This is a genomic window from Shewanella sp. ECSMB14101, from assembly GCF_000773485.1.
Lineage (GTDB): Bacteria > Pseudomonadota > Gammaproteobacteria > Enterobacterales > Shewanellaceae > Shewanella > Shewanella marisflavi.
The window spans coordinates 54,544-79,080 of record NZ_JSFF01000002.1 but is presented as its reverse complement, the minus strand read 5'-3'; the positions used below and the strand labels follow the sequence as shown (position 1 = coordinate 79,080).

Sequence of the window (24,537 nt, the reverse complement as noted above, 5' to 3'; positions counted from 1 at the left end):
CGATAGCACCGTAGAAATGGACTGCAAAAGCTGCCCTAAGGGTTCATCTAAACACGCCTTGTCCTGCGTTGCGTGCTATTTGCATAGAAAAACTATGCGGCACAGCACGCGCCTTGAGCAAAACGCTTTTAGATTGAACAAAAATTAAACCTGAAAGGTAAACAGACCCTAGGCCGAATCCTTTTCTAAATCAAAGTTAAGACCAGCATTATGTCCAAAATAACCAGCTCTACCCTGCTGAAGTTCAAGCAGGAAGGTAAGAAGTTCACTGCACTCACCGCCTATGACGCCAGCTTCGGCGGCGCCTTCGACAGCGAAGGGATAGACGTCCTCCTCGTGGGCGACTCGTTAGGCATGGTGTTGCAGGGTCATGACGACACCCTGCCGGTCACCATTGAAGATATCGCCTATCACACCCGCTGCGTGCGCCGTGGTATCAAACGCTCTCTGTTGATCGCCGATATGCCGTTTATGAGCTATGCTACGCCAGAGCAGGCGATGAACAACGCGACAGTGCTCATGCAATCAGGCGCCAACATGGTCAAATTAGAGGGCGGCCACTGGCTACTTGAGACTGTAACCAAGCTGACCGAACGCGGCATTCCCGTCTGTGCTCACTTAGGACTCACACCTCAGTCTGTACATGTTTTTGGTGGCTTTAAGGTTCAGGGGCGAGATGCCGACAACGCCCAGCGCATTATCGATGAAGCCAAGGCTATCGAGGCGGCAGGTGCTCAGTTACTGGTGGTCGAATGTATCCCGGCTGCACTGGCGAAAAGCATCACAGAAGTACTAACGATTCCGGTTATCGGTATTGGCGCAGGCGCTGACACAGACGGTCAGATCCTGGTCATGCACGACGTATTAGGGATCTCTAGCGGCTATATTCCTCGCTTCTCGAAAAACTATCTGGCTCAAACCGGCGAGATCCGCAGCGCGATTCGCGCCTATATCGAAGAAGTCGACAAGGGGATCTTCCCCGCTGCCGAGCATACATTTAGCTAAATTAAGGTAGCAGTAACATGTACACCACCCAAGATATCGCCGAGATACGCAGTAAGGTGCGTCAGTGGAAAAGAGCTGGCGAGACAGTGGCTTTTGTACCCACCATGGGCAATCTGCATCAGGGGCACATCACCCTGGTCACCGAGGCGCTAAAACAGGCCGATCACGTGGTGGTCTCTATCTTCGTTAATCCGATGCAATTTGGGCAAAACGAAGATCTGGACGCCTATCCACGTACTTTAGCCGCCGATCAAGCTGCTCTCGAAGCTGCCGGTGCCGAGCTGCTGTTCACGCCAACGCCGGCCATCATCTACCCCAAGGGAATGGATCAGCAGACCTTTGTTGAGGTGCCAGGGCTATCGGATGAACTATGTGGTGCCAGTCGTCCGGGTCATTTTCGCGGCGTCACCACCATAGTCTGTAAGCTATTTAATATCGTCCAACCTGACGTGGCGCTATTTGGTAAGAAAGATTTTCAGCAGCTCATGGTGATCAAGGCCATGGTAGAAGATCTTTCCCTGCCTATCGAGATCATTGGCGTCGATACCATCAGGGAAGACTCAGGTTTGGCGATGAGTTCGCGCAACGGCTACCTCAGTGAGGAGCAGAAACAGCAAGCGGCTCAGCTAAAGCGCACCTTGGATGAGATGGCCGAGGCGATCACGGCTGGTCAAGCTATCCCTAATGTAGTGCAGCGCGCTCAGGAGCAACTGCACCAGGCTGGATTCAAGCCTGATTATCTGTCGGTGCGTAACGCCGCTAACCTGCAAGCCGTCGGTGATGATGACAAGCAGTTAGTGATCTTAGCCGCCGCCTTCATGGGTAGCACGCGATTGATCGATAACCTCTGTTTTCAGCGATAAGCGTTAACCTTAACGGCTTCATTTTAGCTCTCTAAGATGAAGCCGATTTTGACCCTCATCTCTTTTTTACCTCGCTTCTCCCCCCATCTCTGCACCAAATCGCGGCAACTTACACGCAAATATCCTTCTTAACTCATTGGCTGCGCACCAAATCGGCTCACAGCCGTGGCCATTATTTGCGCAAAATTTGGAAAATAAATTACGTGTATGAGGAAAGCTCAAAAAAGTGACCCTGATCCAGATCACCTGCATTTCATTTACATAAGATTCAGACAGATTACCACTTATCGAACCTAATACACTGAAAGCAAGTGGTAATACCTATTTACCAAGAATTCAACTTCTCCACATAGGAGTTACAAGGTGACATGGGTCACAGTGACCCAAGAGCGTCACCGAAACGATTAGCTTCTAAACTGAAATTATCAGATCAGATTTTTCCACTTTCGAGACCTAATTAGAGTAATTACTCTTTAAAATACCTGTTTTTTGGCTAATAAACCTATTCTTAGTTCCGAAAAGTTATAACTGACCTCGCCGCCTAGTGACCTGCGTCACATTTCTAGTTTAAGGCGTCAGACTAAGTTCACACACATCTAACTCCATCTCACATAATCAGCACATAATGATCTAGATCATATTTGCATTTGATGAATTAGCGTTTATTACGCATCAAGGATAAACCGATTCCATTTAGGAATAGCTTTCCCCCAACACACTATGCTGCATCGGACGAGTCAGCATCGACAAATTAAAACTACCAAGTGACGACAGTAAGAGGCAATCATGACCCTACTTCAACTACTCGCCAGTTTGACGCCTGTAATCAGCGTTATGCTATTTTTGGTGCTACTCAAGATGCCTGCATCGCGCGCCATGCCCATCTCAATGGTAATGACTGGCCTTGCCGCCGTCTTTATCTGGCAAATGGATACCACCATACTCGGTGCCTCCGTGGTTGAAGGGCTGCTATCCGCCCTCACCCCACTCAGCATCATCTTCGGTGCAGTGTTCCTACTTAATACCCTGAAATATTCAGGCGCAATGGATACCATCCGCGCAGGATTTACCAATATCAGTGGTGATGCCCGTGTTCAGGTGATCATCATCTGTTGGCTGTTTGGTTCATTTATTGAAGGCTCTGCCGGTTTCGGTACCCCTGCCGCTATCGGCGCACCGCTGCTGGTGCTGCTAGGTGTGCCACCTGTCGCCGCCGCCGTGGTTGCGCTTATCGCCGACTCAACCAGTGTTTCTTTTGGCGCCATCGGTCTACCTGTCCTCTTCGGTATGGAGCAGGGTCTGATGCAAGGTGGTGTGAGCATGGCTGCCGAGCAGATCGCTCAGCACGGTACAAGTTTCGCTGACTATGCGCAGTTTATTGCACTGCACATGATCACTATCGACTTGATCACAGGAACTCTAATCCCACTGGTACTGGTTTCAGTACTGACAGGCTTCTTCGGCCGTAACAAGTCCTTCAAAGAAGGTCTGGCTATCTGGAAATTTGCCCTGTTCGCCGGTCTTGCCTTTACTGTACCAGCATGGTTGATCAACTTCTTCGCCGGTCCTGAGTTCCCATCTGTAATTGGTGCGCTAGTCGGTATGGCCGTTGTGATCCCAGTAGCACGTAAAGGTCTGCTACTACCTGAGACACCTTGGAACGATTTCGCTGAAAATGATAACCAAGAAGGCAAAGCTAAGATTGAGACAAAGGCGCGATTCTCTCAGGTTGCCGCTTGGACTCCGTATATCATCATGGCAGGTCTGCTAGTACTGTCACGTACCGTTACACCGCTTAAGTCTTGGCTGACCAGCTTTAACATCAGCTGGACTAACCTGCTGGGCACCGAACTGAAAGCCGGTTTCGCGACCTTGTATGCCCCAGGCGCCTTCTTTGTGCTAGTGTGTATACTAGGTTTCGTGCTCTTTAAGATGAAGTCACCAGCCATCAAAGAGTCAATCACGGTCTCTTGCAAGTCAATGCTACCGACTATTATCTCTCTAGGCGCTTCAGTGCCTATGGTTAAGATCTTCCTAAACTCAGGGACTAACGAAGCGGGTCTACAGTCTATGCCAGTTGCTCTGGCTGACATGCTTGCAGGCTCTATGGGCGCTATCTGGGCCTGGATGTCACCTATCGTAGGTATCTTCGGTGCCTTCCTATCAGGTTCTGCAACCTTCTCTAACATGATGTTCTCGGGTCTACAATATAGTGTTGCCGACAACATCGGCATGAACCACGCGCTAGTCCTAGCCCTTCAGGGTATAGGTGCCAACGCGGGTAACATGATGTGTGTGATGAACGTAGTTGCTGCCGCTACCGTAGTGGGTATGGCAGGCCGTGAATCAGAAATTATCCGTAAAACAATGCCAGTCGCTCTGGGTTATGCCTTGATTGCAGGTACTATCGCCAGCCTATGGGGCGGCCTATAACAGATAACTCGAGAAAGGCGGAAGTGATGACCCCGCCTTTCTGTGGGTCAACTAAAAGAGTAATGTTATGTCGATTAATTATTCAGCAGTAGTCGCAGATTTACGCGCAAAACTCGGTAATGAAGCAGTAACAGACGATGCAGTGCGTCGTTTTGCCTGGTCAACAGATGCCAGTTATTTCCGTATCGTCCCTGAGGTAGTGGTACACGCCGAAACCTTAGAGGATGCCAAAAGCACCCTAGAAGTGGCACGTGCCCACAATGCCCCAGTCACCTTCCGCGCAGCCGGTACCAGTTTGTCTGGTCAGGCGATTGGCGAAGGGATTTTATTGATTCTGGGCCATGATGGTTTTAGAAAGATCGCCGTTAGCGATGATCACAACCAAATCTCATTAGGCGCGGCAGTCATTGGCAGCGACGCCAACATGGTGCTTAAGCCCTTCAACAAAAAGATTGGTCCCGACCCAGCGACTCTGGCATCAGCCATGGTTGGCGGTATCGTCTCTAACAACGCCTCAGGCATGTGCTGCGGCACGGCCCAGAACAGCTATCAGACCATCGCCTCGGCTAAGCTACTGTTTGCCGACGGTACCCGTCTAGATACTGGCTGTGAGCGCTCTAAGGCGGCATTTAAAGAGTCGCATCAGGAGCTACTTACCGAGCTGACCGAACTGGCGAAACTCACCAGCAGCAACCCTGTACTGGCCGATCGTATTCGTAAAAAATACTCTATCAAGAACACCACAGGCTACAGCATTAATGCCCTGGTGGATTTTGAAGACCCATTTGAGTTGATCAACCACCTGATCGTCGGCGCTGAAGGCACCCTGGCCTTCGTCGAAGAAGTAACCTATAACACGGTCGATGAGGCTAAGTTCAAGGCTTCTGCCATGGCGGTATTCTTCAACATGGAAGATGCGGCCCGTGCCATCCCACCAATCAAATCTGACAGCGTCGCCGCTGCGGAGCTACTGGACTGGGCATCGATTAAAGCCGTAACAGGTAAGAAAGGCATGCCTGATTGGTTGAGCGAGCTACCTGAAGGCTCTGCAATCCTGCTGATCGAATCCCGTGCTAACGATGAAGCCACTCTGGACGTATACACCCAAGATGTGATCGCCAAACTGGCTCATATCGAAACTGAGCGTCCTATCACCTTTAGCCGTGACCCAGAGGTTTACAGCAAGTACTGGGCAATGCGCTCAGGCCTGTTCCCGATCATTGGTGGTGAGCGTCCTAAAGGCACCTCGGTTATCATCGAAGATGTGGCCTTTGAGCTAGAACACTTGGCCAATGCCGCGACCGATCTTACCGAGCTATTCCACAAGCACGGCTACCCTGAAGGGGTGATTTACGGTCACGCATTAGCGGGTAACTTCCACTTTATCATCACACCGACCTTCGCCTCACAGGAAGATATCGACCGCTTCCACGCCTTTATGCAAGATGTGGCAGAGATGGTGATCAACAAGTACGACGGCTCCATGAAGGCCGAGCACGGCACAGGCCGCGCGGTAGCACCTTTCGTCGAAATGGAATGGGGCGCCGACGCCTATACCCTGATGAAGCGCATCAAGCAGATCTTCGATCCACAAGGCCTGCTCAACCCTGGGGTGATTCTCAACGATGATGCTAACGTGCACGTTAAGAACATCAAGCCTTGCCCTGTGGTCGATGACTTTGTAGACAGATGTATTGAGTGTGGTTTCTGTGAAAAGACCTGCCCGACCTCTGCGCTCAACTTCACTCCACGTCAGCGTATCGCGACTTTACGTGAAATCGCCCGTCTCGACGCCTCTGGCGACAAGCAAGCCGCAGAAGAGATGCGCGCTGCCGCCAAGTATGATGTGGTCGACACCTGCGCGGCCTGTCAGCTGTGTACTATCGCCTGTCCGGTAGACAACAGCATGGGTAATCTGGTACGTAAGCTACGTACACCTTATATCACTACCACTGAGCAGAAAGTACTGGATTTCCAAGCCAAACATTTTGGCGCGGTAAACCAGGTGATCAGCACAGGTTTCAATATACTCAACATCATCCATAAGGTCACCGGCGACAGCGTCACCAACGGTCTGATGAAAGTGGGCCGCATGGTGTCTAAAGAGGTACCTTACTGGAATCCTGATTTCGCTAAAGGCGCTAACCTGCCTAAGCCATCGCCAGCATCTCCAGACAAAGAAACCGTGGTCTACTTCCCAGCATGTGGCGGTCGAACTTTCGGTCCAACACCACTAGACCCAGACAATCGCACCCTACCCGATGTCGTGGTTACCTTACTTGAACGTGCGGGCTATAATGTGGTGACCCCTGACAATACCCGTCATCTATGCTGCGGTCAGATGTGGGAATCTAAGGGTGACTTTAAAAATGCCGATGCTAAGCGCGATGAGCTAATCGATGCACTAAGCGCACTAAGTGAAAACGGCAAGGTACCCGTTGTGGTCGATGCCCTCTCTTGTACTTACCGCACCCTGACAGGTAACCCTAAGGTGGAAATCACCGACTTGGTCGAGTTTATGCACGACAAGATCTTGCCTAAACTGACCTTCACCAAGAAGGTTAACGTCGCGCTGCACTTTGGTTGTAGTGCGCGTAAAATGAAGCTTGAGCCTAAGATGCAAGCTTTAGCCGATGCCTGTAGTGCAGGCGTTAAGCTACCTGAAGGCATCGAGTGTTGTGGTTATGCGGGTGAGAAGGGCTTGTACAAGCCTGAGATGAACGCCAGTGCGCTGCGCAACATCAAGAAACTGATCCCTGCGGACATCAAGGAAGGCTATTACGCTAACCGTATGTGTGAAGTGGGTCTATCACATCACAGCGGTATCTCCTATCGCCACCTGGCCTACCTCCTAGAGGAGTGTAGCCGATAGGTTAGTCGCAACCGATTTAAGGTTTAGATAACCCACCCAAGCAAACTCCGCGGTGTGACATCAGCTCACATCGCGGTTTTTTTATCTTTCCCCCACGACAAAACAAACGAAGATCCCACACGTCATGCAAAATACTGGTGTTAATCCGTGACTTGCGCCATAGTATTAGCAAGTCATATAGCGCGATACCCAAGTAGCCGACCCGCCTAAGTATTGCCAAACCTGATAGATGAAATAAGGAATAGAGTCGTTACGACGACATTTCACCTCAGGTTGATACCGTCCGACGCAGATAGAGGAATTATCGCCCCATGGGAAAACTGCTCCTAGCCATCGCACTTCTGTTGCTTCCCGGCCTGAGCCAAGCCAACGGCATCTATAAGTGCATCAAGGGCGAAAAGATCGTCTTTAGTCAGACCTCCTGTCCCAAAGATTTCAAACAGCACCATATCGAGTATCAACTGGGGATCACCACGGAAACCGACAGTGATCAAAAAGCGGAAAAGCTCGATCCCCTGCTGACCTTATTAAACAAGCGCACTCTTACCCAAGAAAAATTACTGCAGCTAATCGATGCCGAAATATACCGGCTCAAACAGGAAAACAGCTATTATGAGATCCTAAGGGCCAGTGAAAAACAGAAGCTGGATCGTAAACGCTATTGGCAAAAACAGGCTAAGAATGACCCTGAGTTTCTTGCCAAACTCGAGGAGATGAACCTTTACTTCGATGGCTTGATTCAACTCAATCTCGATGCCATGGCCACCTTAGAACAGCACAAACAGCGCATCGCAAACGAGGGAGCTGAAGATCCGGCGTTAGAGGCAAGTAGCAAACAAGGCGAGCAAAACTAACCAAAGACCAAGAGGAAGGCCATGAACAAAACCCAGTTGAGCTTGCTTATTATCGGCCTGCTGCTCGTGGGGTTATATTTACGCCACCAGTTCATTAGCCCTGCCAGTACCTCTAGGGAACCCAATATTGAAAGCTTCGTCGATCATGCCCAATATCTCACCACCCAAAGTGAGGTGATCGCGCCACTGCTGTGCGCCAAGCTGGCCACTGACATGGGATATGAGATAGATCAGCAACAGATTAATCAAGATCTGCATCAGGCGCTGGCCGCCTACGATGATGGCCAAGACGCTCCCCTGTATCTATTTATCTATATCAAGGGTTATGCCTTTGGCTTAGCCCATGGTATAGAAGATAAGCTCGGCGCCTATTATCACCTGGGCTGCCAGCAGAAGCATCCCGACATAGAGCCGGAGGAGGCGCCAACGCGCATCTGATGATCCACTTTCCCCTATTACTCAAGGTCAGCGGCGACAAACAGCTGTTACTTATCGATAACCAGAATGACTTGCAGCGTGAAAGCGCCCATCTGCCTAAAGATGCCCTGCTTATTATCGACCGTCAGGGCGCAGCCTATCGCTGCCAAGCGGGCGAGTTTATCCCCTTGATGGAGCCTATTACGTTAGCCCAGCTTATCGATTGGGTAAGTGAATACGCCTGCCAAAACGGTCACTTCTGCAGTGCTAAAATCGGCGCCAAGTCGATTAGCCAGTTGTTTGAGATAGTGCGCTATCTCGACGACCAATGAGGCGACAACCAGGCTGTTTCCCCCTCACACACACAATCCATCCACAAAAAAGCCCCAATTTCATGGGGCTTTTTATTGAATATATCTGGCTATATAGGGTTAGGTTCTCAGGCCTATGCCACGGCTGATCAGGTAGTAAGCCACCAGCCAGAGACCCACGCAGAAGCCCACCATGATCGCCACCGACAGCGAGATACTGATATCGGCATAGCCAAGGAAGCCGTAGCGGAACACGTTGATCATATAGACCACTGGGTTCAGCTGAGATACCCCTTGCCAGAAGTCAGGCAACAGGGTCAGCGAATAGAAGACGCCACCTAAGTAGGTCAGCGGCGTCAACACAAAGGTCGGCACTATGCTGATATCATCATAACTCTTGGCAAACACCGCATTAATCAGGCCGCCCAGGGCGAACAAGATAGCGGTCAGCAGCACGGTCAGGGCCACCAGCCCCGCATGGTGCAGACTGATATCAACGAAGAACATGGCCACCAGAGTGACTATGGTGCCGACACACAGGCCTCTCGCCACGCCGCCGCCCACATACCCGGCAATCATCACATAGTGTGGTACCGGCGCGACAATAAGCTCCTCCAGATTGCGCTGGAACTTAGCGCTGAAAAAGGAGGACGCCACGTTGGAGTAGGAGGCGGTGATCACCGACATCATGATAAGCCCAGGCGCGATAAACTCCATATAGCTCACGCCGCCCATCTCGCCGATACGCTTACCCACCAGGTTACCGAAGATCAGGAAGTAGAGCGTCATAGAGATAGCTGGCGGCACCAAGGTCTGTACCCAGATACGGGTGAAACGGGTCACCTCTTTGATCAATATGCTCTTAAAGGCGGTAAAATAGACATGCTTCATATTCATGCTCGAGTTCATACTTTGGCACCTCCCTTACCTTGCTCAACCAACTCCACAAACAGCTCCTCTAATCGATTGGCCTTGTTGCGCATCGACAACACCTCGATCCCCTGCTCGGTGAGCTGGGCGAATACGCTATTGATGCTGTGGGCCTTCTCCACATCCACCTCGAGTGTGTGTGGGTCGCTCAGACGGCAGTTGATCCCCTTAAGCGATGGCGGCTCGCTGATATCGGCACTGAGGTCAAACACAAAGGTTTCCATGTTCAGACGGCTCAGCAAAGACTTCATGCTGGTACACTCCACCAACTCGCCCTTGTCGATAATGCCTATGTTACGGCACAGCATCTCGGCCTCTTCCAAATAATGGGTGGTCAAGATGATGGTCACTCCCTTGCGGTTAAGCTCGGTTAAAAAGGTCCACATGGAGCGTCTCAGCTCAATGTCCACCCCGGCGGTGGGCTCATCGAGGATCAGTAACTTAGGCTCATGCATCAGGGCGCGGGCAATCATCAAGCGGCGCTTCATACCGCCAGATAGGGCTCGGGCTGGGCTGTTACGCTTATCCCACAGATCCAGCTGACTCAGGTACTTCTCGGCGCGCTCGAAAGCCTGCTCGCGGGAGACACCAAAATAACCGGCCTGATTGACCACTATCTGCTGCACCGTCTCAAACTGGTTAAAGTTGAACTCCTGAGGCACCAGACCGATAGACATCTTAGCCAGCTCAAGTTGGGTGTCGATATCATGCTCGAACACCTTAACCTTGCCAGAACTCTTCTGCACCAGGGAGCAGATCACCCCTATGGTAGTGGATTTGCCGGCGCCGTTAGGCCCTAGCAGGGCAAAGAAATCCCCCGCCTCAACCTTAAGGCTAATCCCTTTTACCGCTTCGACACCGCCCTTGTAGGTCTTCCTAAGCGAGTCAATCACTAAAGCATATGGCTCTTGGGTCATTAGTTACTTCCGTTCTTTTGACAAATGCGAGTAAATAAAAACTCCCGCACAGGGCAGGAGTTTAGGGTATTGCTAAAATGCGATTAATCTAAGGGTACGACTTTGGCGATATAAGGCAGATTACGATACTGCTCAGCGTAGTCGATACCATAGCCCACGATAAATTCGTCGGGAATGGTGAAACCGATAAAGTCGACCGGTACATCTACCTCACGGCGCTCAGGCTTATCCAGCAGGGTGCAAAGCGCCAGGCTCTTAGGCGCGCGCAGCATCAGCATCTCACGCACCTTGTTTAGAGTGTTACCCGAATCGATAAGATCTTCGACGATCAACACATCACGCCCTTCGATATCAGACTGCACATCTTTTAAAATCTTCACATCGCGCGAACTGGTCATGGCATTGCCATAGCTGGATACCGACATGAAATCGATCTCAACATGGCCCTTAATACGGCGGCAAAGATCGGCCATAAAGACCACAGACCCTTTTAGCAGGCCCACCATCAAGAGGCGCTCGCTGTTGGCGTAATGGGCATTGATCTGCGCGGCCAGGATATCCAGTTGTTGTTCAATCTCATCAGCCGAGATCATCACTTCGGTGGTGTGTTTCATACTCTTCTCAAATTTGTGTTAATTGTCGCGATTGTCGGCACTGTGCTTATCATAGCCCCAACGCTTGGTTAACGCGTGGTCGACGCCCAGATGATCTAAAATCCGAGCGACCATGAAGTCTACCAGATCTTGCACCGATTTGGGATCATGATAAAAGCCAGGCGCCGCAGGCATTATGGTCGCCCCCTGACGAGACAGGGATAGCATATGCTCTAAGTGTATGCTGCTAAAGGGAGTTTCCCGTGGCACCAGAATCAGCTGACCGCGCTCCTTTATCACCACATCGGCGGCGCGCTCTAACAGACTATTGCTCATGCCTGTGGCTACCGCCGCCAGGGTGCCTGTGCTGCAGGGGCAGATCACCATCTGCTTTGGCGCCGCCGAGCCAGAGGCCGGTGGCGAAAACCACTCCTCCTTACCCAGCACATGCAGCTCCCCTTTTGGCGTGAGTTCCTGCTCGGCAAACAATGCCAGTAGCTGTGCCTTAGCCTTGTAGCCATTGGCACTCAGCTGCAGGCCATGTTCGGTCGCCAGCACCACCCGCGCCGCACTGGAGATCATCAAAAACACCTGGTAATCGGCCATCAACAGGCATTCCAGCAGCTTGAGTCCATAGGGGGCACCCGAGGCGCCGGTCCAGGCCAGGCTGATCGCCTTGGCCTTCTTGGGATAATTCATATTACTCTCTTCGTTTAAGACGCGAGTTTAACGCTTGAGCTTAGATTCCAACTTGTGCAGCAACTTACCGTGCAGGCCGCCGAAGCCGCCGTTACTCATTACTATGATGGTGTCGCCAGGGCGAGCGTCCGTTGCAACCCTGCTCACCAACTCATCTATCTGGTATAGCACAGTCACGGGTAACTCGGCCTTAGCCATCGCCGCTTCCACGTCCCAGTCGATATTGTCAGCCTGATACAAATAGGCGGCATCTGCCAGCGCCATAGAGCCGGCCAGAGTATCCTTATGCACGCCGCGCTTCATGGTATTAGAACGCGGCTCAAGCACCACCAGGATGCGACCCTCCCCCACCTTGGCGCGGCAGCCCTGCAGCGTAGTGGCGATGGCCGTCGGGTGGTGGGCAAAGTCATCATACACGGCAATATCATTTACCGTGCCGATCAGCTCCATACGACGTTTTGGCGGTACGAAACGGGTCAGCGCCTCGATAGCCGCCGCGGGCTTGACGCCCACATGACGGGCTGCGGCGATCGCCATGGTGGCATTTTCTACATTGTGCTGTCCGATAAGCGACCAGTCGAGTACGCCCTGGGACTCGCCATCGAAAAACAGCTCGAATCTGTGGCCATCTTCGCTTAGCAGCTCGCTGTACCAGCCTGGGCTACCTGCCATCAGATTAAAGGTTTCCTGCTCACTCCAGCAGCCCATGTCGATCACCTCACGTACGGCGTTACTCGCCGACGGCCAGATGATTTTGCCCTGACCCGGTACTGTGCGTATTACGTGATTAAACTGACGTTGGATCGCTTTTAAATCATCGAAAATATCGGCGTGATCGAACTCCAGGTTATTGATCACCAGAGTACGTGGCTGATAGTGGACAAACTTAGAGCGTTTATCGAAGAAGGCGCTGTCATATTCATCGGCCTCTACCACGAAAAACGGCGAGTTACCCAAGCGCGCCGACACGCCGAAGTTTTGCGGCACGCCGCCGATCAAGAAGCCCGGCTCATAGCCGCAATCTTCCAAAATCCAAGCCAGCATACTGGAGGTCGACGTCTTGCCATGGGTGCCCGACACGGCCAGCACCCAGCGATTGGTCAGAATATGTTCGGCCAAAAACTGCGGGCCTGAGGTATATTTCAGACCACGATTGAGCACGGCTTCGACGCAGGGGTTGCCACGACTCATGGCGTTACCTATCACCACCAGATCCGGCGCATCATCTTCATTTTGCCCCAATTGGCTTGGGTCGAAGCCCTGGATGAGCTCTATCCCCTGCTCTTCGAGCTGAGTGCTCATGGGCGGATAGACGTTGGCATCGCTGCCCGTGACCTTGTGACCGTTAGCGCGAGCAAGGAGTGCGAGACCACCCATAAAGGTGCCGCAGATGCCTAAGATATGTACATGCATGGGGTTGGCTCTGGATAGGAATAATCTGGAGGTTATTCTAACGATTCGTATCACCATTGTCAGTTAACAATGGTTTAAATAACGTTTTGATGACTAACGTCATAAGGAGAGGTTTGTTCAAACTTCGTTTGTATGGCTAACGTCAAGAGTGCGGCCTTACGGCCGAATACTGATTTTCCAAACTCCGTTTGGAGGCGAAAGTCGTGGGTCTTCAACCCACACCCGACCAAAAGGGTAAAATCGCTTGTTCCCCTTTTGGAAATCCCCCAGCGCCCCAGACGAAGTTGTGATCCCTACGTGGCTATTTGAAAATGACTGACGCTTCCGATGGGGCATCCAAGCCCCCCGAAAGCTAGCCTCACATCCATGTGAGTCTCACGCCATTTTCTGCAATCCACTCCGGCAACTTCGATGGGGACTTGTCGTAGTTTCTAGCCCCTTAGTTCATACAAAAAATAACTAACCCTCAACCATTTAAAAAGCCACCTTAAAAAATTAAATGAGTACAAGAACTTCATCAGTTTTCTGAACTAAATCTTTAAAAAATCTAATACACTTATCTAATTCTTTTCTATTGATAATTTGGGGCTGATTTAAATCGATTTGTGCCCTATGAACAGCATCACCACGTTTTACTATCCACAAATTTAATTGTTCACGAGCCAGCTTGGGAATGTAATTTGTAAATGTCCAACTTTCGGTCACATCAATATCAAAGAAATCTTCAAAAATTTGTTTGGTCTTTTGCGAATCTGGGTTATGAAACATTTTTAAACGCTTCTCAAACTGCTTATCCATAAATTGACCGATAGCACATCCTTTCAACATACTAAATTTCTTATCAAATATCTCAGCAGCTATATCTTCTACATAGGTTTCCCATGCAGTAAGAATCATTATTAACGCAGCTCTTTTTAAGACCTCTGGCGCAACTGATTGTGGTGGTTGATTCAATTTGTCATAGCAATCTACCAGCTCCTGAGCATCACTGATTGCTTTTTTAAATGTTTGATATGATTCAGACATTACAATTTCCTTTTGTAGCCCTTGAGAATAAAGGAAGACATTAATTTCACGTAAAACATACCTTCCTAAGCGTCTGAGTCCACTTTAACGCAGACTAATAATTTTGAAGCAACTAAAAGCCATCCTCGCTGGACAAATTCAGTTCTACTCAAAATACAGGCGTGTCAGGAAACAGTCTAGTCTTAATTATGTATACTTTCGTTATTTAAACGAAATAAAACATACACTTAACACAGATAAAAACAAGACTCATCTCAAACAAAATATGGGTTGTGGCTACGAGAAATCCCCATCGAAGTTGCCGAAATGCGTAGATGAAAATGCCGTATAGCCATCATGGACGATGGCTAAGACTCGGGGGGACAGGAGTCCCATCCGAGTCGTTAGGCGATTTTCATTGAAGCATGAGGGTCAACAACTTCGTCGGGGCGTCAGAGTGGATGCAAGGAGGGCGAGGACGAGCAGTCCTCCTTGCCCGGGTGTGGGATGGAATCCCACGACGTTAATCCAAACGAAGTTTGGAAAAAGAGCAAACAACCATAAAACTTTAATTCCCCTGGTGTGGAACGGAGCACCACAACTTACCTCGACCGTTGAATAGTGGGGTCAGAGTAAACTTTTACTTATTTACTTCAATTTAGGTTGTGGCTACGAGAAATCCCCATCGAAGTTGCCGAAATGCGCAGATGAAAATGCCGTATAGCCATCATGGACGATGGCTAAGACTCGGGGGGACAGGAGTTCCATCCGAGTCGTTAGGCGATTTTCATTGAAGCATGAGGATCAACAACTTCGTCGGGGCGTCAGAGTGGATGCAAGGAGGGCGAGGACGAGCAGTCCTCCTTGCCCAGGTGTGGGATGGAATCCCACGACGTTAATCCAAACGAAGTTTGGAAAAAGAGCAAACAACCATAAAACTTTAATTCCCCTGGTGTGGAACGGAGCACCACAACTTACCTCGACCGTTGAATAGTGGGGTCAGAGTAAACTTTTACTTATTTACTTCAATTTAGGTTGTGGCTACGAGAAATCCCCATCGAAGTTGCCGAAATGCGCAGATGAAAATGCCGTATAGCCATCATGGACGATGGCTAAGACTCGGGGGGACAGGAGTTCCATCCGAGTCGTTAGGCGATTTTCATTGAAGCATGAGGATCAACAACTTCGTCGGGGCGTCAGGGTGGATGCAAGGAGGGCGAGGACGAGCAGTCCTCCTTGCCCAGGTGTGGGATGGAATCCCACGACGTTAATCCAAACAAAGTTTGGAAAAAGAGCAAACAACCATAAGACTTTAATTCCCCTGGTGTGGAACGGAGTTCCACGACTTACTCAGCCATAAGGCTGAATTAACCCTGTGTGACACTTACCTCGACCGTCAGGTCGCACATCCCCTAGTATGGGATGGAATCCCACGACGTTAATCCAAACGAAGTTTGGAAAACGAGCGAACGTCCGCATTCATACAAAAACCAATCATTTCCCTAACTTCCCAACTGCAAGTACAATGAAAATTCTAAGGACAAGCTGGCAAGACCAAAGGAAAGGCGATGACACTAAAGGAAGATGTCAACAAACTCAGCCAGGCGCTTGATGCGCTCAAATCACAACAAGCCGCAGATCAGGCGACGCTCAGTCGGCAACTGGCGCTATTTAGCCTGCAGTTATCGCAGCTAAGTGAGCGAGTCAACGCGCAAGAATCTCACCTTCAAGAGACCCAAACTGACACCCAAACTCAAGCCTGTGCCACTCAAGAGCAACTATTGCCAGAAAAAGAGAGCCTATCTGCCTCACCGGCAAATACTGGCTACCACCATGAGATTTGGCATTCAGATAAGCAAAACCAGAAACAGGCTCCTAGTCAGAATCCCCCTCAAAAAGGTCCCCGTGTTGGTATTAGTCCTCAGTTAGCCAAAGCAACGGCTCAGCTACAGGGAACTCTGGGACAGATAGTCCCCCAACTACTCGGCCCCTTTGCCGCCCTCGGCGAGCAGGCGAAGGGCTTTTATGATCACTATCGGGATAAGGGACAGAGCGCGGTATTTCTGATGACCCTAGCCGGCATCATCACACTGACGCTCGGTTTCGGCTACCTGTTGCAATACTCTATCAATCATTGGTTCTCTGAGATGGGCAAGGCAATACTGGCATTGGTAACCGCCAATACGGTGATCGCCGGCGGCCTGTTTATCCGGCGCGCCCGACCCGGCATGGAGGACTATGCCTCGGGCATCGTCGGCTTAGGCGTCATCTTAAACTACCTCGCCATCTATTTCCTCGGCCCCTATTATGAGCTGATACCTGAGAGTCTCGCCTTCTTGCTGATGCTGGCAAACACACTTTTGGGCTATGGCCTGTCGATGAAACTAGCGACCAAGGTGGTGGCCGTTATCGCCCTGTGCGGCGGCTCGCTGGCGCCACTTATGCTGCTCGATGCCAGCCAAGCACCACTGCTCTATCTCCCCTATTTGCTCATCATAGGCGCCTGCTCTTTGGCACAGAGCCACAGACTCAACTGGCCAGCGCTTATCGAGATCACGGCACTCCTACATATCGCCTGTGTGCAGTTGCTGAGTTTCTTCCTATTTCTGCCTCTCACGCCAATCGATTCCATGGCGATCATGGCGATGCTCTGCATCAACGGCCTCTTCTATCTCTATGGACTAAGCAGCCTCGCTTTACAGCGCAAGATGAAACTGAATGCCCGTTTGCTCATGGTGCCAGTCGCCATGCTTTGTTTCATTCTCTACACCTTGAGTGAGTTTACTGCCTATGCAGGAGAGATCTTTGCTATCAACGCTCTAATAAGCGTCCTAATAGTTTGGAAAGTAAGGCGTGATCCCCTGATTGCACCGCTGATGTTGGCCGCCGCGGGGGTATTTGCAGGGATAGCAGCCCTCTATCTTATCAGCGCCGAACTTCTGGGGCTGGTGCTTTTAGTCGAGGCCCTGTTACTGCTCTGGCTGGGCTGCAAACATGATTTCATCTCCATTCGCACTGAGGCATATCTGCTACTCCTGGTAGGGATCGCAAGTAACCTGCTCAGCCTGTTTGATGGCCTTACAGCCACTCTGGACAACCCAGTGCTCTTGAGTATGAGCATGGTGCTCACCACCCTCGCCTGTTGGGCGGCGACTCGACTCATCACGACACAGCTCGTCGTATTAACAATGCCGGAGCGGCTGATCCACACGCTGTTAAGAGAGGCTTTGGGGCAACTTGCCTGCATCAGTATTCTGTTTATCGCTTACCTAATCTCTGACACCTACTATTTGACCATTTTACCTCTACTCAGCCTGCTGCTGCTTCACTACAGCGCCAGAGGCCAGCTGCGCTTTAGCGAGATCATGGCCTGGATATGGCTACTGCCATTAGTCGGTTTAATTTTCATGGGAACGGTGGAAGCCAATAGCATCACCTATGGCGACCAGCCACTTAATGCCAAGCTGGCACGCATCGAACTGTTTAGCAGCCTGCTACTGGCTTATTACTGGTACAAGCGGCACTTTAGCGACTCTCCCTTGCTGCGTCTGGCCTATTACGTCCAGCTCGGCTGTTACCTTGCCTTACCGCTATTGCTGCTCCCCAAGGTGCTGCGCAGCTATCAGGAACTGCTCCCCATCTATCTCTGGCTTGCAAGCGCCTTGAGTCTAGCTCTGGCCCGCCTGGTACGACACAGAAGCCAGGTCATTGAAACCCAGATTCTAGTTTCGACAGCCATGCTAACCACCGCTATCAGTTGTCTTGACAATCAATGGCAGGGGCTTATCGCCCTCGCCCTGGGTGCCCTCGCGATGGGCAGCATACTCAGGCTTTATGCCGGCTTAAATCGCCGCTGGCGCTTGCTGCTGACCTTCCCCTGGCACCTAAGCCCCTTCCATTTTGCCTTAGTTGTCGCCGTCGCCGTACAGAGCCTGTCGGGGCTTATTGCACCGGGTTGGTCCTTGGTGTTCTTGGCGTTGACCACCTACTTTGCCCTGCTGCTAGAGCGGGACAATGCTCTGGGTAAACGTTTCGCCAAGGCGCTCAAGCCTGGCTATCGCATGGCCTACGGCTTGCTTATCTTACTATCACTAATGCCAATCATATTGCACAGCGAGCGCCCGCTTGTGCTGGATATGACTAATCTGCTGTTTAGCCTCAGCGAGCTAGGCATACTCCTGGTACTGGCCTGGTATCTAAAGGGCAATCGACTCGCCATAGCCCAGCACAAGAAGCTACTGCCGAAACCTTTGCTGCTGTGGGGTTGGCACGGCCTGTTGGCGATGAGTTACTTTATCTGGAGCTATCAGCTGGGCACCAAGATAGCCGCACCAATCAGCAGCATCTTGTTGGTCTGCCATGGCAGTACACTGATGTTTATCAGCCTGCGGCCCCGACAGGAAAGTCTAGTGCGCCTGGCTGGTATTCTCTTTGGTCTCGCCTGTATCAAGACCCTATTTGTCGATATGGCCTCCTTCGAACTGCTGCAGAAGGTCGTCGCCTTCATCATCATAGGCGCCATCTTGCTCACCGTGGCCTACTTTTATCAAAAGAGTAAGAATCGATTACAGGCAGCCAGTCAGGAGAATCTTGAGATGACCCACTCTTAGTCCACCGACGCCCCCCATCGAAGAAAAGCTGTTACATTCGCGTCTTTCTGCCGACAACCAAGCAAAAAAAGAGGAGCTATTGCTCCTCTTTTTATGCCATCACCTAGGGTGGCATTTTGAATTAGTAGGAGCAGAGTAAACTTTTACGTATTTGTTTAAATGAAGGTTATGGCTACAACAAATCCCCATCGAAGTTGCCGAAGGGCGCAGATAAAAATGCCGTATAGCCATCATGGACGATGGCTAAGACTCGGGGGGGACAGGAGTTCCATCCGAGTCGTTAGGCGATTTTCATTGAAGCATGGGGATCAACAACTTCGTCGGGGGCGTTAGGGGATTTCCAAAAAGAGGAACAGGCGATTTTCCCCTTTTGGTCGGGTGTGGGTTGAAGACCCACGACGTTAATCCAAACGTAGTTTGGGAAACTCAATTCAGGCCGAAAGGCCACTCCGACCCTAGTATGGAACGGAGTTCCACGACTTTCTCAGCCGTAAGGCTGAATTAACCCTGTGTGAAACTTACTTCGACCAAAAGACCCCATAGAACTGCGCAGCGTGATGCCGACAACCAAGCAAAAAAAAGAGGAGCTATTGCTCCTCTTTTTATCCATCACCTAGGGTGGCAGTCAGGCTCTCGCCTTTTCGCCCGCCGCACCATAAGTGCTTGGTCTTTGCTTACTCTTTACTCAGCGTTAAACGCGGCTAGCCTTAGCCATGCGGCGACGCAACCAAGCCAGTGGTAACAGACTGAGCAAACCAAAGCCTAGTGCACCACCCGAGCTAGATTCAGTCTCCACTTCTGGCTGAGGCGGTGGTGTTGGCTCAACGCCATCAGATTCTACCGTCAGCATAAAGCTGGTGCTGGCGCTGTCGCTGCTGTGCTCGTTATCGCGCACGGTCACGGTCACCAGGGTATCACCATGGAAGTTGGCCTCGGGGATCAGGGTAAAGCTATCTCCCTGGATCTCGGCGCTCACATGCTCGCCAGTCACTTCCACCGTATTAGGCACCTTGTTGGCGTCGATGTAGCTTACCGTCAGCCCTTCTAGCGGCGTGTTTTCCGCTACAAGCTGATCGGCGATCTCGGCCAGCTGGATATTCCCTAACACACTGATAGCATGGGTCTGTTGCATTGAAGGCGCGCCCTGCAGATCATAATCCAGTACCAAATTCTGCACTGTACCGGTCGCCTCAGGCTTGATCACCGCCTTGAAGTTGACCTCCATACGGCTCTGCTCAGGTCCCACATAGTCGAAACAGACCACGAGATCGTCGGCTAGCACCTCATCTAAGTTATCGAAGCCCAGCACCTCATAGAGACCGCCGCCCTTGGCGCCTGCCTTGGTCGACCACTGAGTATCGAAGCCTTCGATAAACACGGCCCCCTTGGCCAGATCGGCACCCAGGTTATCGTAGGCATAGATGATCTCGAACTGACCCGGACGGTCATCGATGCCGCTACGCAGAATCGTTTCGAAATCATACTCTTCGCCTGTGTTCTTATCGGTCACGTTATCGAACTCGAGGAAGAGTAGATCCCCAAGGTCTGGACGCTCCTCGGCATACTGAGAGGCAATGGTCAGTCCCCACGGATCTTCCCAGTGACGACGATACTTACCTTCGAAGCTACCACGCCAGAATGGCGCCAGCGCCTCGACCAGGAAGCCTGGACCACGGTGCAGCATCATGTACCAGTAGCCCGTGTTGAGCTTCATGGCCCCTACGGTATGCATGCGCAGATAACCGGCGTTCGGCTGGTTGTACAGCTCGAACTTGGCGCCTTCCTTGTAGAACAACCAGTCGATAGGCACGTCGAAGGCGCTGCGATAGTCGCCCACAAACCAGTCGGCCATCGGCTGCATCTTGAACTCACCGAACAGGTCGATATAGCCACCGGTCGAGTACTCGTCGATCATCGGCGTGCGACACATCTTATCGGTCAGGTTGGTGGTCATCTTGTACTCGCGCTGTACGTCGCGGGTCGACGCCTGCATGCCCGTCAGGGTAAAGCCGCGCTCATCGGCGGTTACCGCCTGAGTCACCTGATCGTTATTGGTGCTAAGTGTCTCAGGCGCCAGACGCATTCCCTCTGGAAGCTGCAGGGCAAACTCATACTGACGGTCTTGGCTCTCAAGGTTAGCAGCGATGCTCAGGCTAATATCCACCACATCCATGCTACGCGCCTTGTCTTGACTCACCTGCCACTGCACGGCATCGTCGGCGCGACGAATATCCAGCGAGGTAAAGCCCAAGGTTCCCTCGGCGCCCGGCATATTGCCCAGGTCGAGACCGCCATAATAGATATCGCCCGCCTGAGTTTGCGGAATATCCCAGTTGATGCCGATCTCATAGTTGCCGTTACCATCATGAGACGCAGGCCCAGTAATGCTTAGATAACCGCGATCGTCATCTTCCATGATAATGGCATAACCCGTATCGACACTGACTTCGCCCTGACTATAGGCCATAGCAGTGGCGATCCAGTAAGTCCCCGGCGCTGGATTTTCGATACTACAGTAGTTGTGCTCCGCCTGACTGGTAGACAGACAGATGAGTTCGTCGGCGTATTCCGCCCTAATGGCGCTGCTGTCGGCTTCACTGTCTGGCACGAATGTGCCGTTGTCATTTTCATCGAGACCGAGAATCACAAACGGATGCGGCACATTATAACGGGGGTTAAGATCTTCAAGTGTGGTTACACGCTCGGCGTGTTGCACCTCTACCACCAGACGTTTAGCGCCCTCTGGTACTGTGATGGTACGAATATCCCAGCCTTTCTCGATAAAGTCCTGTCTGAGGAAGGGACCCACTGCCGTTAACTGATTGCTGTAAACCTCAGGTTTTACCGGGCCATAGAAGCGCGGCGTCAGCTGGCTATAAGCATCGGTATTAACCGTCAGGGTTTCTGTCCCTTGATCTCGGGTGATCTCAAAGTGATGTGAAACCGGCAGCTGCTCGGCGGAAGTCGCCACCACCACAGGCATATGCACCTCGGGTGAATTGCCCGCCAGCTCTTTCATCACAACCTGGCCATTGAAGAAGGCATTTTTGTTGATCACCGTATCCCAAGGACCATCGGCTTCTTCTGGATCTATCTTGATCTCTATATTACTCGGTGGCGTGGCAGTCACTATGATGCTCTGTGACTCTCCGGCCTTAAGGGAAAATTGTGCCGGCGATACCGTCAGCTCAAAGCCTTCCTCTTTGCCCATAGCCTCGACAGCCCAAGTGCCGTCACGAGTCGCCTTCACGGTGCGCATCCAGCTGCAGCTGCCAGCACACTCCATCTCAACCATAGAAGGAACGTTAAGCCAATTAACCACGCCGCCATTAGTCGGGTCGGCATTGCGGTAGTTGTCTATGGTTTCATCCATCACCAGGCCGGTATCGGCAGCGCGCGCAACATTGATCGCACCGGCCCCCGCCATGAAGCTATAGTAAGGCTCGATCAGGGCATAACCTGTATTGAGCATCACAGGGCCAGCGGTTAACATCAGCGCAGACTGGATCTCGGCAGGAGTCCAATCGGGATGCAGCTGAGTCAGCAGCGCCATGGCACCCGTAACATGAGGCGTCGCCATCGACGTACCGCTCATGAAGGTCCAATCTGAGGCAGTCGGTGACTGGGTAAAGGGCTGGTCGTCGGCATTAGCCGCATAGATATCAACACCAGGTGCGGTCAGGTCCGGCACTAAGGTATTGTTGGTACGGCTCGGCCCCATGGAGCTGAAGGTCGCCAGATTGTTACCTAGCTCGGCATCAAAGCTGTACTCGTTGCTATAATCTGAGATGGTCGCTCTTGCGGCCTCGCCATTACGGTTCACCCAGTTACGTAGCTTGTAACGCTCAGCGGCCTTAAGCTGGATACCAGGCAGCACGAAGTTATCCGCCACCAGGTTATCCGCCGAGTAGTTGATGTTTTGCAAGATAAAGCCACCGGCACCGCCGGCCGCCACGTTCTTGGCCTTGTCGACGCGGGCAATGTCACCACGCTCACACACCACTATCTGATCGCTGGTAAAGGTACCCGCAGGGAACGGGGCATTACAGCTTGCCGCGTTATAGCCATCACTAGGATCTGGGTCGACAAATTTCTCGGCCAGAACCACCTGACCCGTGATGCCGCCAGAGAAGCTCTTACCCTCCATGGCAGATGTAGGTGCACTCACCCCCTCAAAATCACTTAAGGTTTTCACCCCAGCGTCTAGTTGACGATCATGGGTGCTGGCACCCACTGTGGTCATCCAAGGCGAGCTGTGATCCGACGACCAGAAGGCGCCGTTGTTACCAGCAGCTGCGGCCACAGAGATGCCTGCCTCACGGGCGGCCAAGAAGGCAAGCTCCATAGGATCGGCCCAAGGCAGCGACTCGGCGCCACCGATAGAGAAGTTGATCGCATCAACCCCATCAGCAATTGCGTCCTCAAACGCCGACAGGATGGCTGACTCAGGGCAACCCGCATAAGGATCGCCTGCGCCACCTGGCCAACAAACCTGATAAGAGATCAGGTGCGCACGTGGCGCCACACCACTGGTTTGCGGAAAGTTAAAGGGCACATCGATACCATCACTGGTCGCCTCACCGCTAAAGGTCTGCAATGGCGTGTCTTGCAAGGTGTTACCCGCAGCTGTGCTGGCGGTATGAGAACCGTGACCGTTATAGTCTTCACCATTGGCTGGACGAATCATCACTGGGCGACTAGTCGTTTGAAACTCAGGTGCGCCATAGACATCGGTGATCTCTGGGTATGAGTGGACACCGACCAGCTTGTTGTTACACAGTTCAGGAGAATCGACGCAATCGCCCACCCCATTGTCGGCACCAAAAGGGTTTAGGGCAGCGTAGGCCTCGTCATCGGCAAACGCCGGGTGATCTGTGTTGATCCCCGTGTCTATGATGCCCACCACCATGCCTTCACCCTTGGCGGCCAAGCCTCCCAATGTGGCAGTGCCCTGCCATACTTTGTCGGCGCCGATAAACTCGGGGCCGCGGTCGGTACGCAGCTCAAATATTCGGTTAGGCGTGATGCGTTTGATGCCACCTTGGTGCGACATCTTGATGGCATCTTCCTGGGTCATCTCGACCACCATGGCATTGCTGGCAAGAGTGAATCGCTTGGTCACATCCACCGACACCCCAGCCTGACGGGCTGAAGCAATAAACTTATCTTGCTTGCCGATCAGGTACTGCTTGTAGGACTGCGCCGAAGCGGTATTGACCGCAACTCTGCCCTTAGCAATCACAGAGCGGTTTTTTGGCGCTGTCGTGGCGGCGTAACCGGGAATGTCACCGGCGTAGGTGGCCAAAGGCTCTTCATCTAGCTGGACTATGTAGGTCTGAACGCCGCTCGCCTGCTCTGAAGGCTGGAAGATCTCCTCAGGCGTGCGCGCCTTCTTAACCCGGTTGATTTGCCCTGGTGTGCCGATATACATATCACCACTCAACTCGAGCTTACGCTCCTCGTTGATGCGCTGAATATCTTCGGCGGTAAAGGTCGGAGTATAGAAACTGGTGCCGGCCACCTTTTCCATACCTGGACTAGCGACGGCTAAAGAGCCTACGCCAGCGAGATAGAGCGCGGTCAGACTGGCAACCGCACTTCGCTTGAATAATTGT

The 24,537-nt window shown here is 51.8% G+C and carries 15 protein-coding genes; 8 read left to right on the top strand and 7 right to left on the bottom strand.

Annotated features, from left to right (window positions below; translation table 11 throughout):
* Nucleotides 1-210: 210 nt before the first annotated feature.
* From panB to NY07_RS02790, 7 genes are all read left to right on the top strand, one after another.
* Nucleotides 211-1,005: a 3-methyl-2-oxobutanoate hydroxymethyltransferase gene (gene panB / locus NY07_RS02820; RefSeq protein ID WP_033537844.1), complete on the top strand. Its 795-nt coding sequence runs from the start codon at nt 211-213 to the stop codon at nt 1,003-1,005.
* A 17-nt stretch (nt 1,006-1,022) separates the two neighbouring features.
* On the top strand, nt 1,023-1,868 hold the full coding sequence (panC, locus tag NY07_RS02815) for a pantoate--beta-alanine ligase (protein ID WP_033537843.1): 846 nt from the start codon (nt 1,023-1,025) through the stop codon (nt 1,866-1,868).
* Nucleotides 1,869-2,654: 786 nt separating this feature from the next.
* Entirely contained in the window at nt 2,655-4,301 is a 1,647-nt protein-coding gene (locus tag NY07_RS02810) for an L-lactate permease (RefSeq protein WP_033537842.1), read from the top strand.
* Nucleotides 4,302-4,368: 67 nt separating this feature from the next.
* Complete coding sequence (locus NY07_RS02805) at nt 4,369-7,173, top strand: FAD-binding and (Fe-S)-binding domain-containing protein (protein WP_033537841.1); 2,805 nt, start codon at nt 4,369-4,371, stop codon at nt 7,171-7,173.
* A 311-nt stretch (nt 7,174-7,484) separates the two neighbouring features.
* On the top strand, nt 7,485-8,027 hold the full coding sequence (locus NY07_RS02800; protein WP_033537840.1) for a hypothetical protein: 543 nt from the start codon (nt 7,485-7,487) through the stop codon (nt 8,025-8,027).
* 21 nt (nt 8,028-8,048) lie between these two features.
* Nucleotides 8,049-8,465 carry a hypothetical protein gene (locus NY07_RS02795; protein WP_033537839.1) on the top strand — a complete coding sequence of 139 codons (417 nt, stop codon included), beginning with the start codon at nt 8,049-8,051 and terminating at the stop codon, nt 8,463-8,465.
* The gene (locus NY07_RS02790) at nt 8,465-8,776 is read left to right on the top strand and encodes a DUF4144 family protein (protein WP_033537838.1); all 312 of its coding nucleotides are present in this window, start codon (nt 8,465-8,467) and stop codon (nt 8,774-8,776) included. The genes NY07_RS02795 and NY07_RS02790 overlap by 1 nt, the downstream gene beginning before the upstream one ends.
* A 99-nt stretch (nt 8,777-8,875) precedes the next feature.
* On the opposite strand, the gene NY07_RS02785 is transcribed toward NY07_RS02790, so the two are convergent.
* From NY07_RS02785 to NY07_RS02760, 6 genes are all read right to left on the bottom strand, one after another.
* Nucleotides 8,876-9,646: an ABC transporter permease gene (locus NY07_RS02785; protein WP_033538003.1), complete on the bottom strand. Its 771-nt coding sequence runs from the start codon at nt 9,644-9,646 to the stop codon at nt 8,876-8,878.
* A gap of 14 nt (nt 9,647-9,660) precedes the next feature.
* Entirely contained in the window at nt 9,661-10,602 is a 942-nt protein-coding gene (locus NY07_RS02780; protein ID WP_033537837.1) for an ABC transporter ATP-binding protein, read from the bottom strand.
* Nucleotides 10,603-10,685: 83 nt separating this feature from the next.
* Nucleotides 10,686-11,216, bottom strand: coding sequence for a hypoxanthine phosphoribosyltransferase (hpt, locus tag NY07_RS02775; RefSeq protein ID WP_033537836.1), 531 nt, complete (start codon nt 11,214-11,216; stop codon nt 10,686-10,688).
* Between the two features lie 18 nt (nt 11,217-11,234).
* On the bottom strand, nt 11,235-11,894 hold the full coding sequence (locus tag NY07_RS02770) for a flavin prenyltransferase UbiX (protein WP_033537835.1): 660 nt from the start codon (nt 11,892-11,894) through the stop codon (nt 11,235-11,237).
* A 27-nt stretch (nt 11,895-11,921) separates the two neighbouring features.
* Entirely contained in the window at nt 11,922-13,307 is a 1,386-nt protein-coding gene (gene mpl, locus NY07_RS02765; RefSeq protein WP_033537834.1) for a UDP-N-acetylmuramate:L-alanyl-gamma-D-glutamyl-meso-diaminopimelate ligase, read from the bottom strand.
* A 495-nt stretch (nt 13,308-13,802) separates the two neighbouring features.
* A complete protein-coding gene (locus NY07_RS02760) occupies nt 13,803-14,333 on the bottom strand; it encodes a HEPN domain-containing protein (RefSeq protein WP_033537833.1) in 531 nt (176 codons plus the stop codon).
* Between the two features lie 1,547 nt (nt 14,334-15,880).
* Here NY07_RS02760 and NY07_RS02755 point away from each other — a divergent pair.
* Nucleotides 15,881-18,922 (top strand): DUF2339 domain-containing protein, encoded by a 3,042-nt coding sequence (locus tag NY07_RS02755; protein ID WP_033537832.1) that lies wholly within the window; start codon nt 15,881-15,883, stop codon nt 18,920-18,922.
* Nucleotides 18,923-19,613: 691 nt separating this feature from the next.
* Here the strand turns inward: NY07_RS02755 and NY07_RS02750 are convergent.
* Nucleotides 19,614-24,452 (bottom strand): S8 family serine peptidase, encoded by a 4,839-nt coding sequence (locus NY07_RS02750; RefSeq protein ID WP_235363885.1) that lies wholly within the window; start codon nt 24,450-24,452, stop codon nt 19,614-19,616.
* Nucleotides 24,453-24,537: the final 85 nt, after the last annotated feature.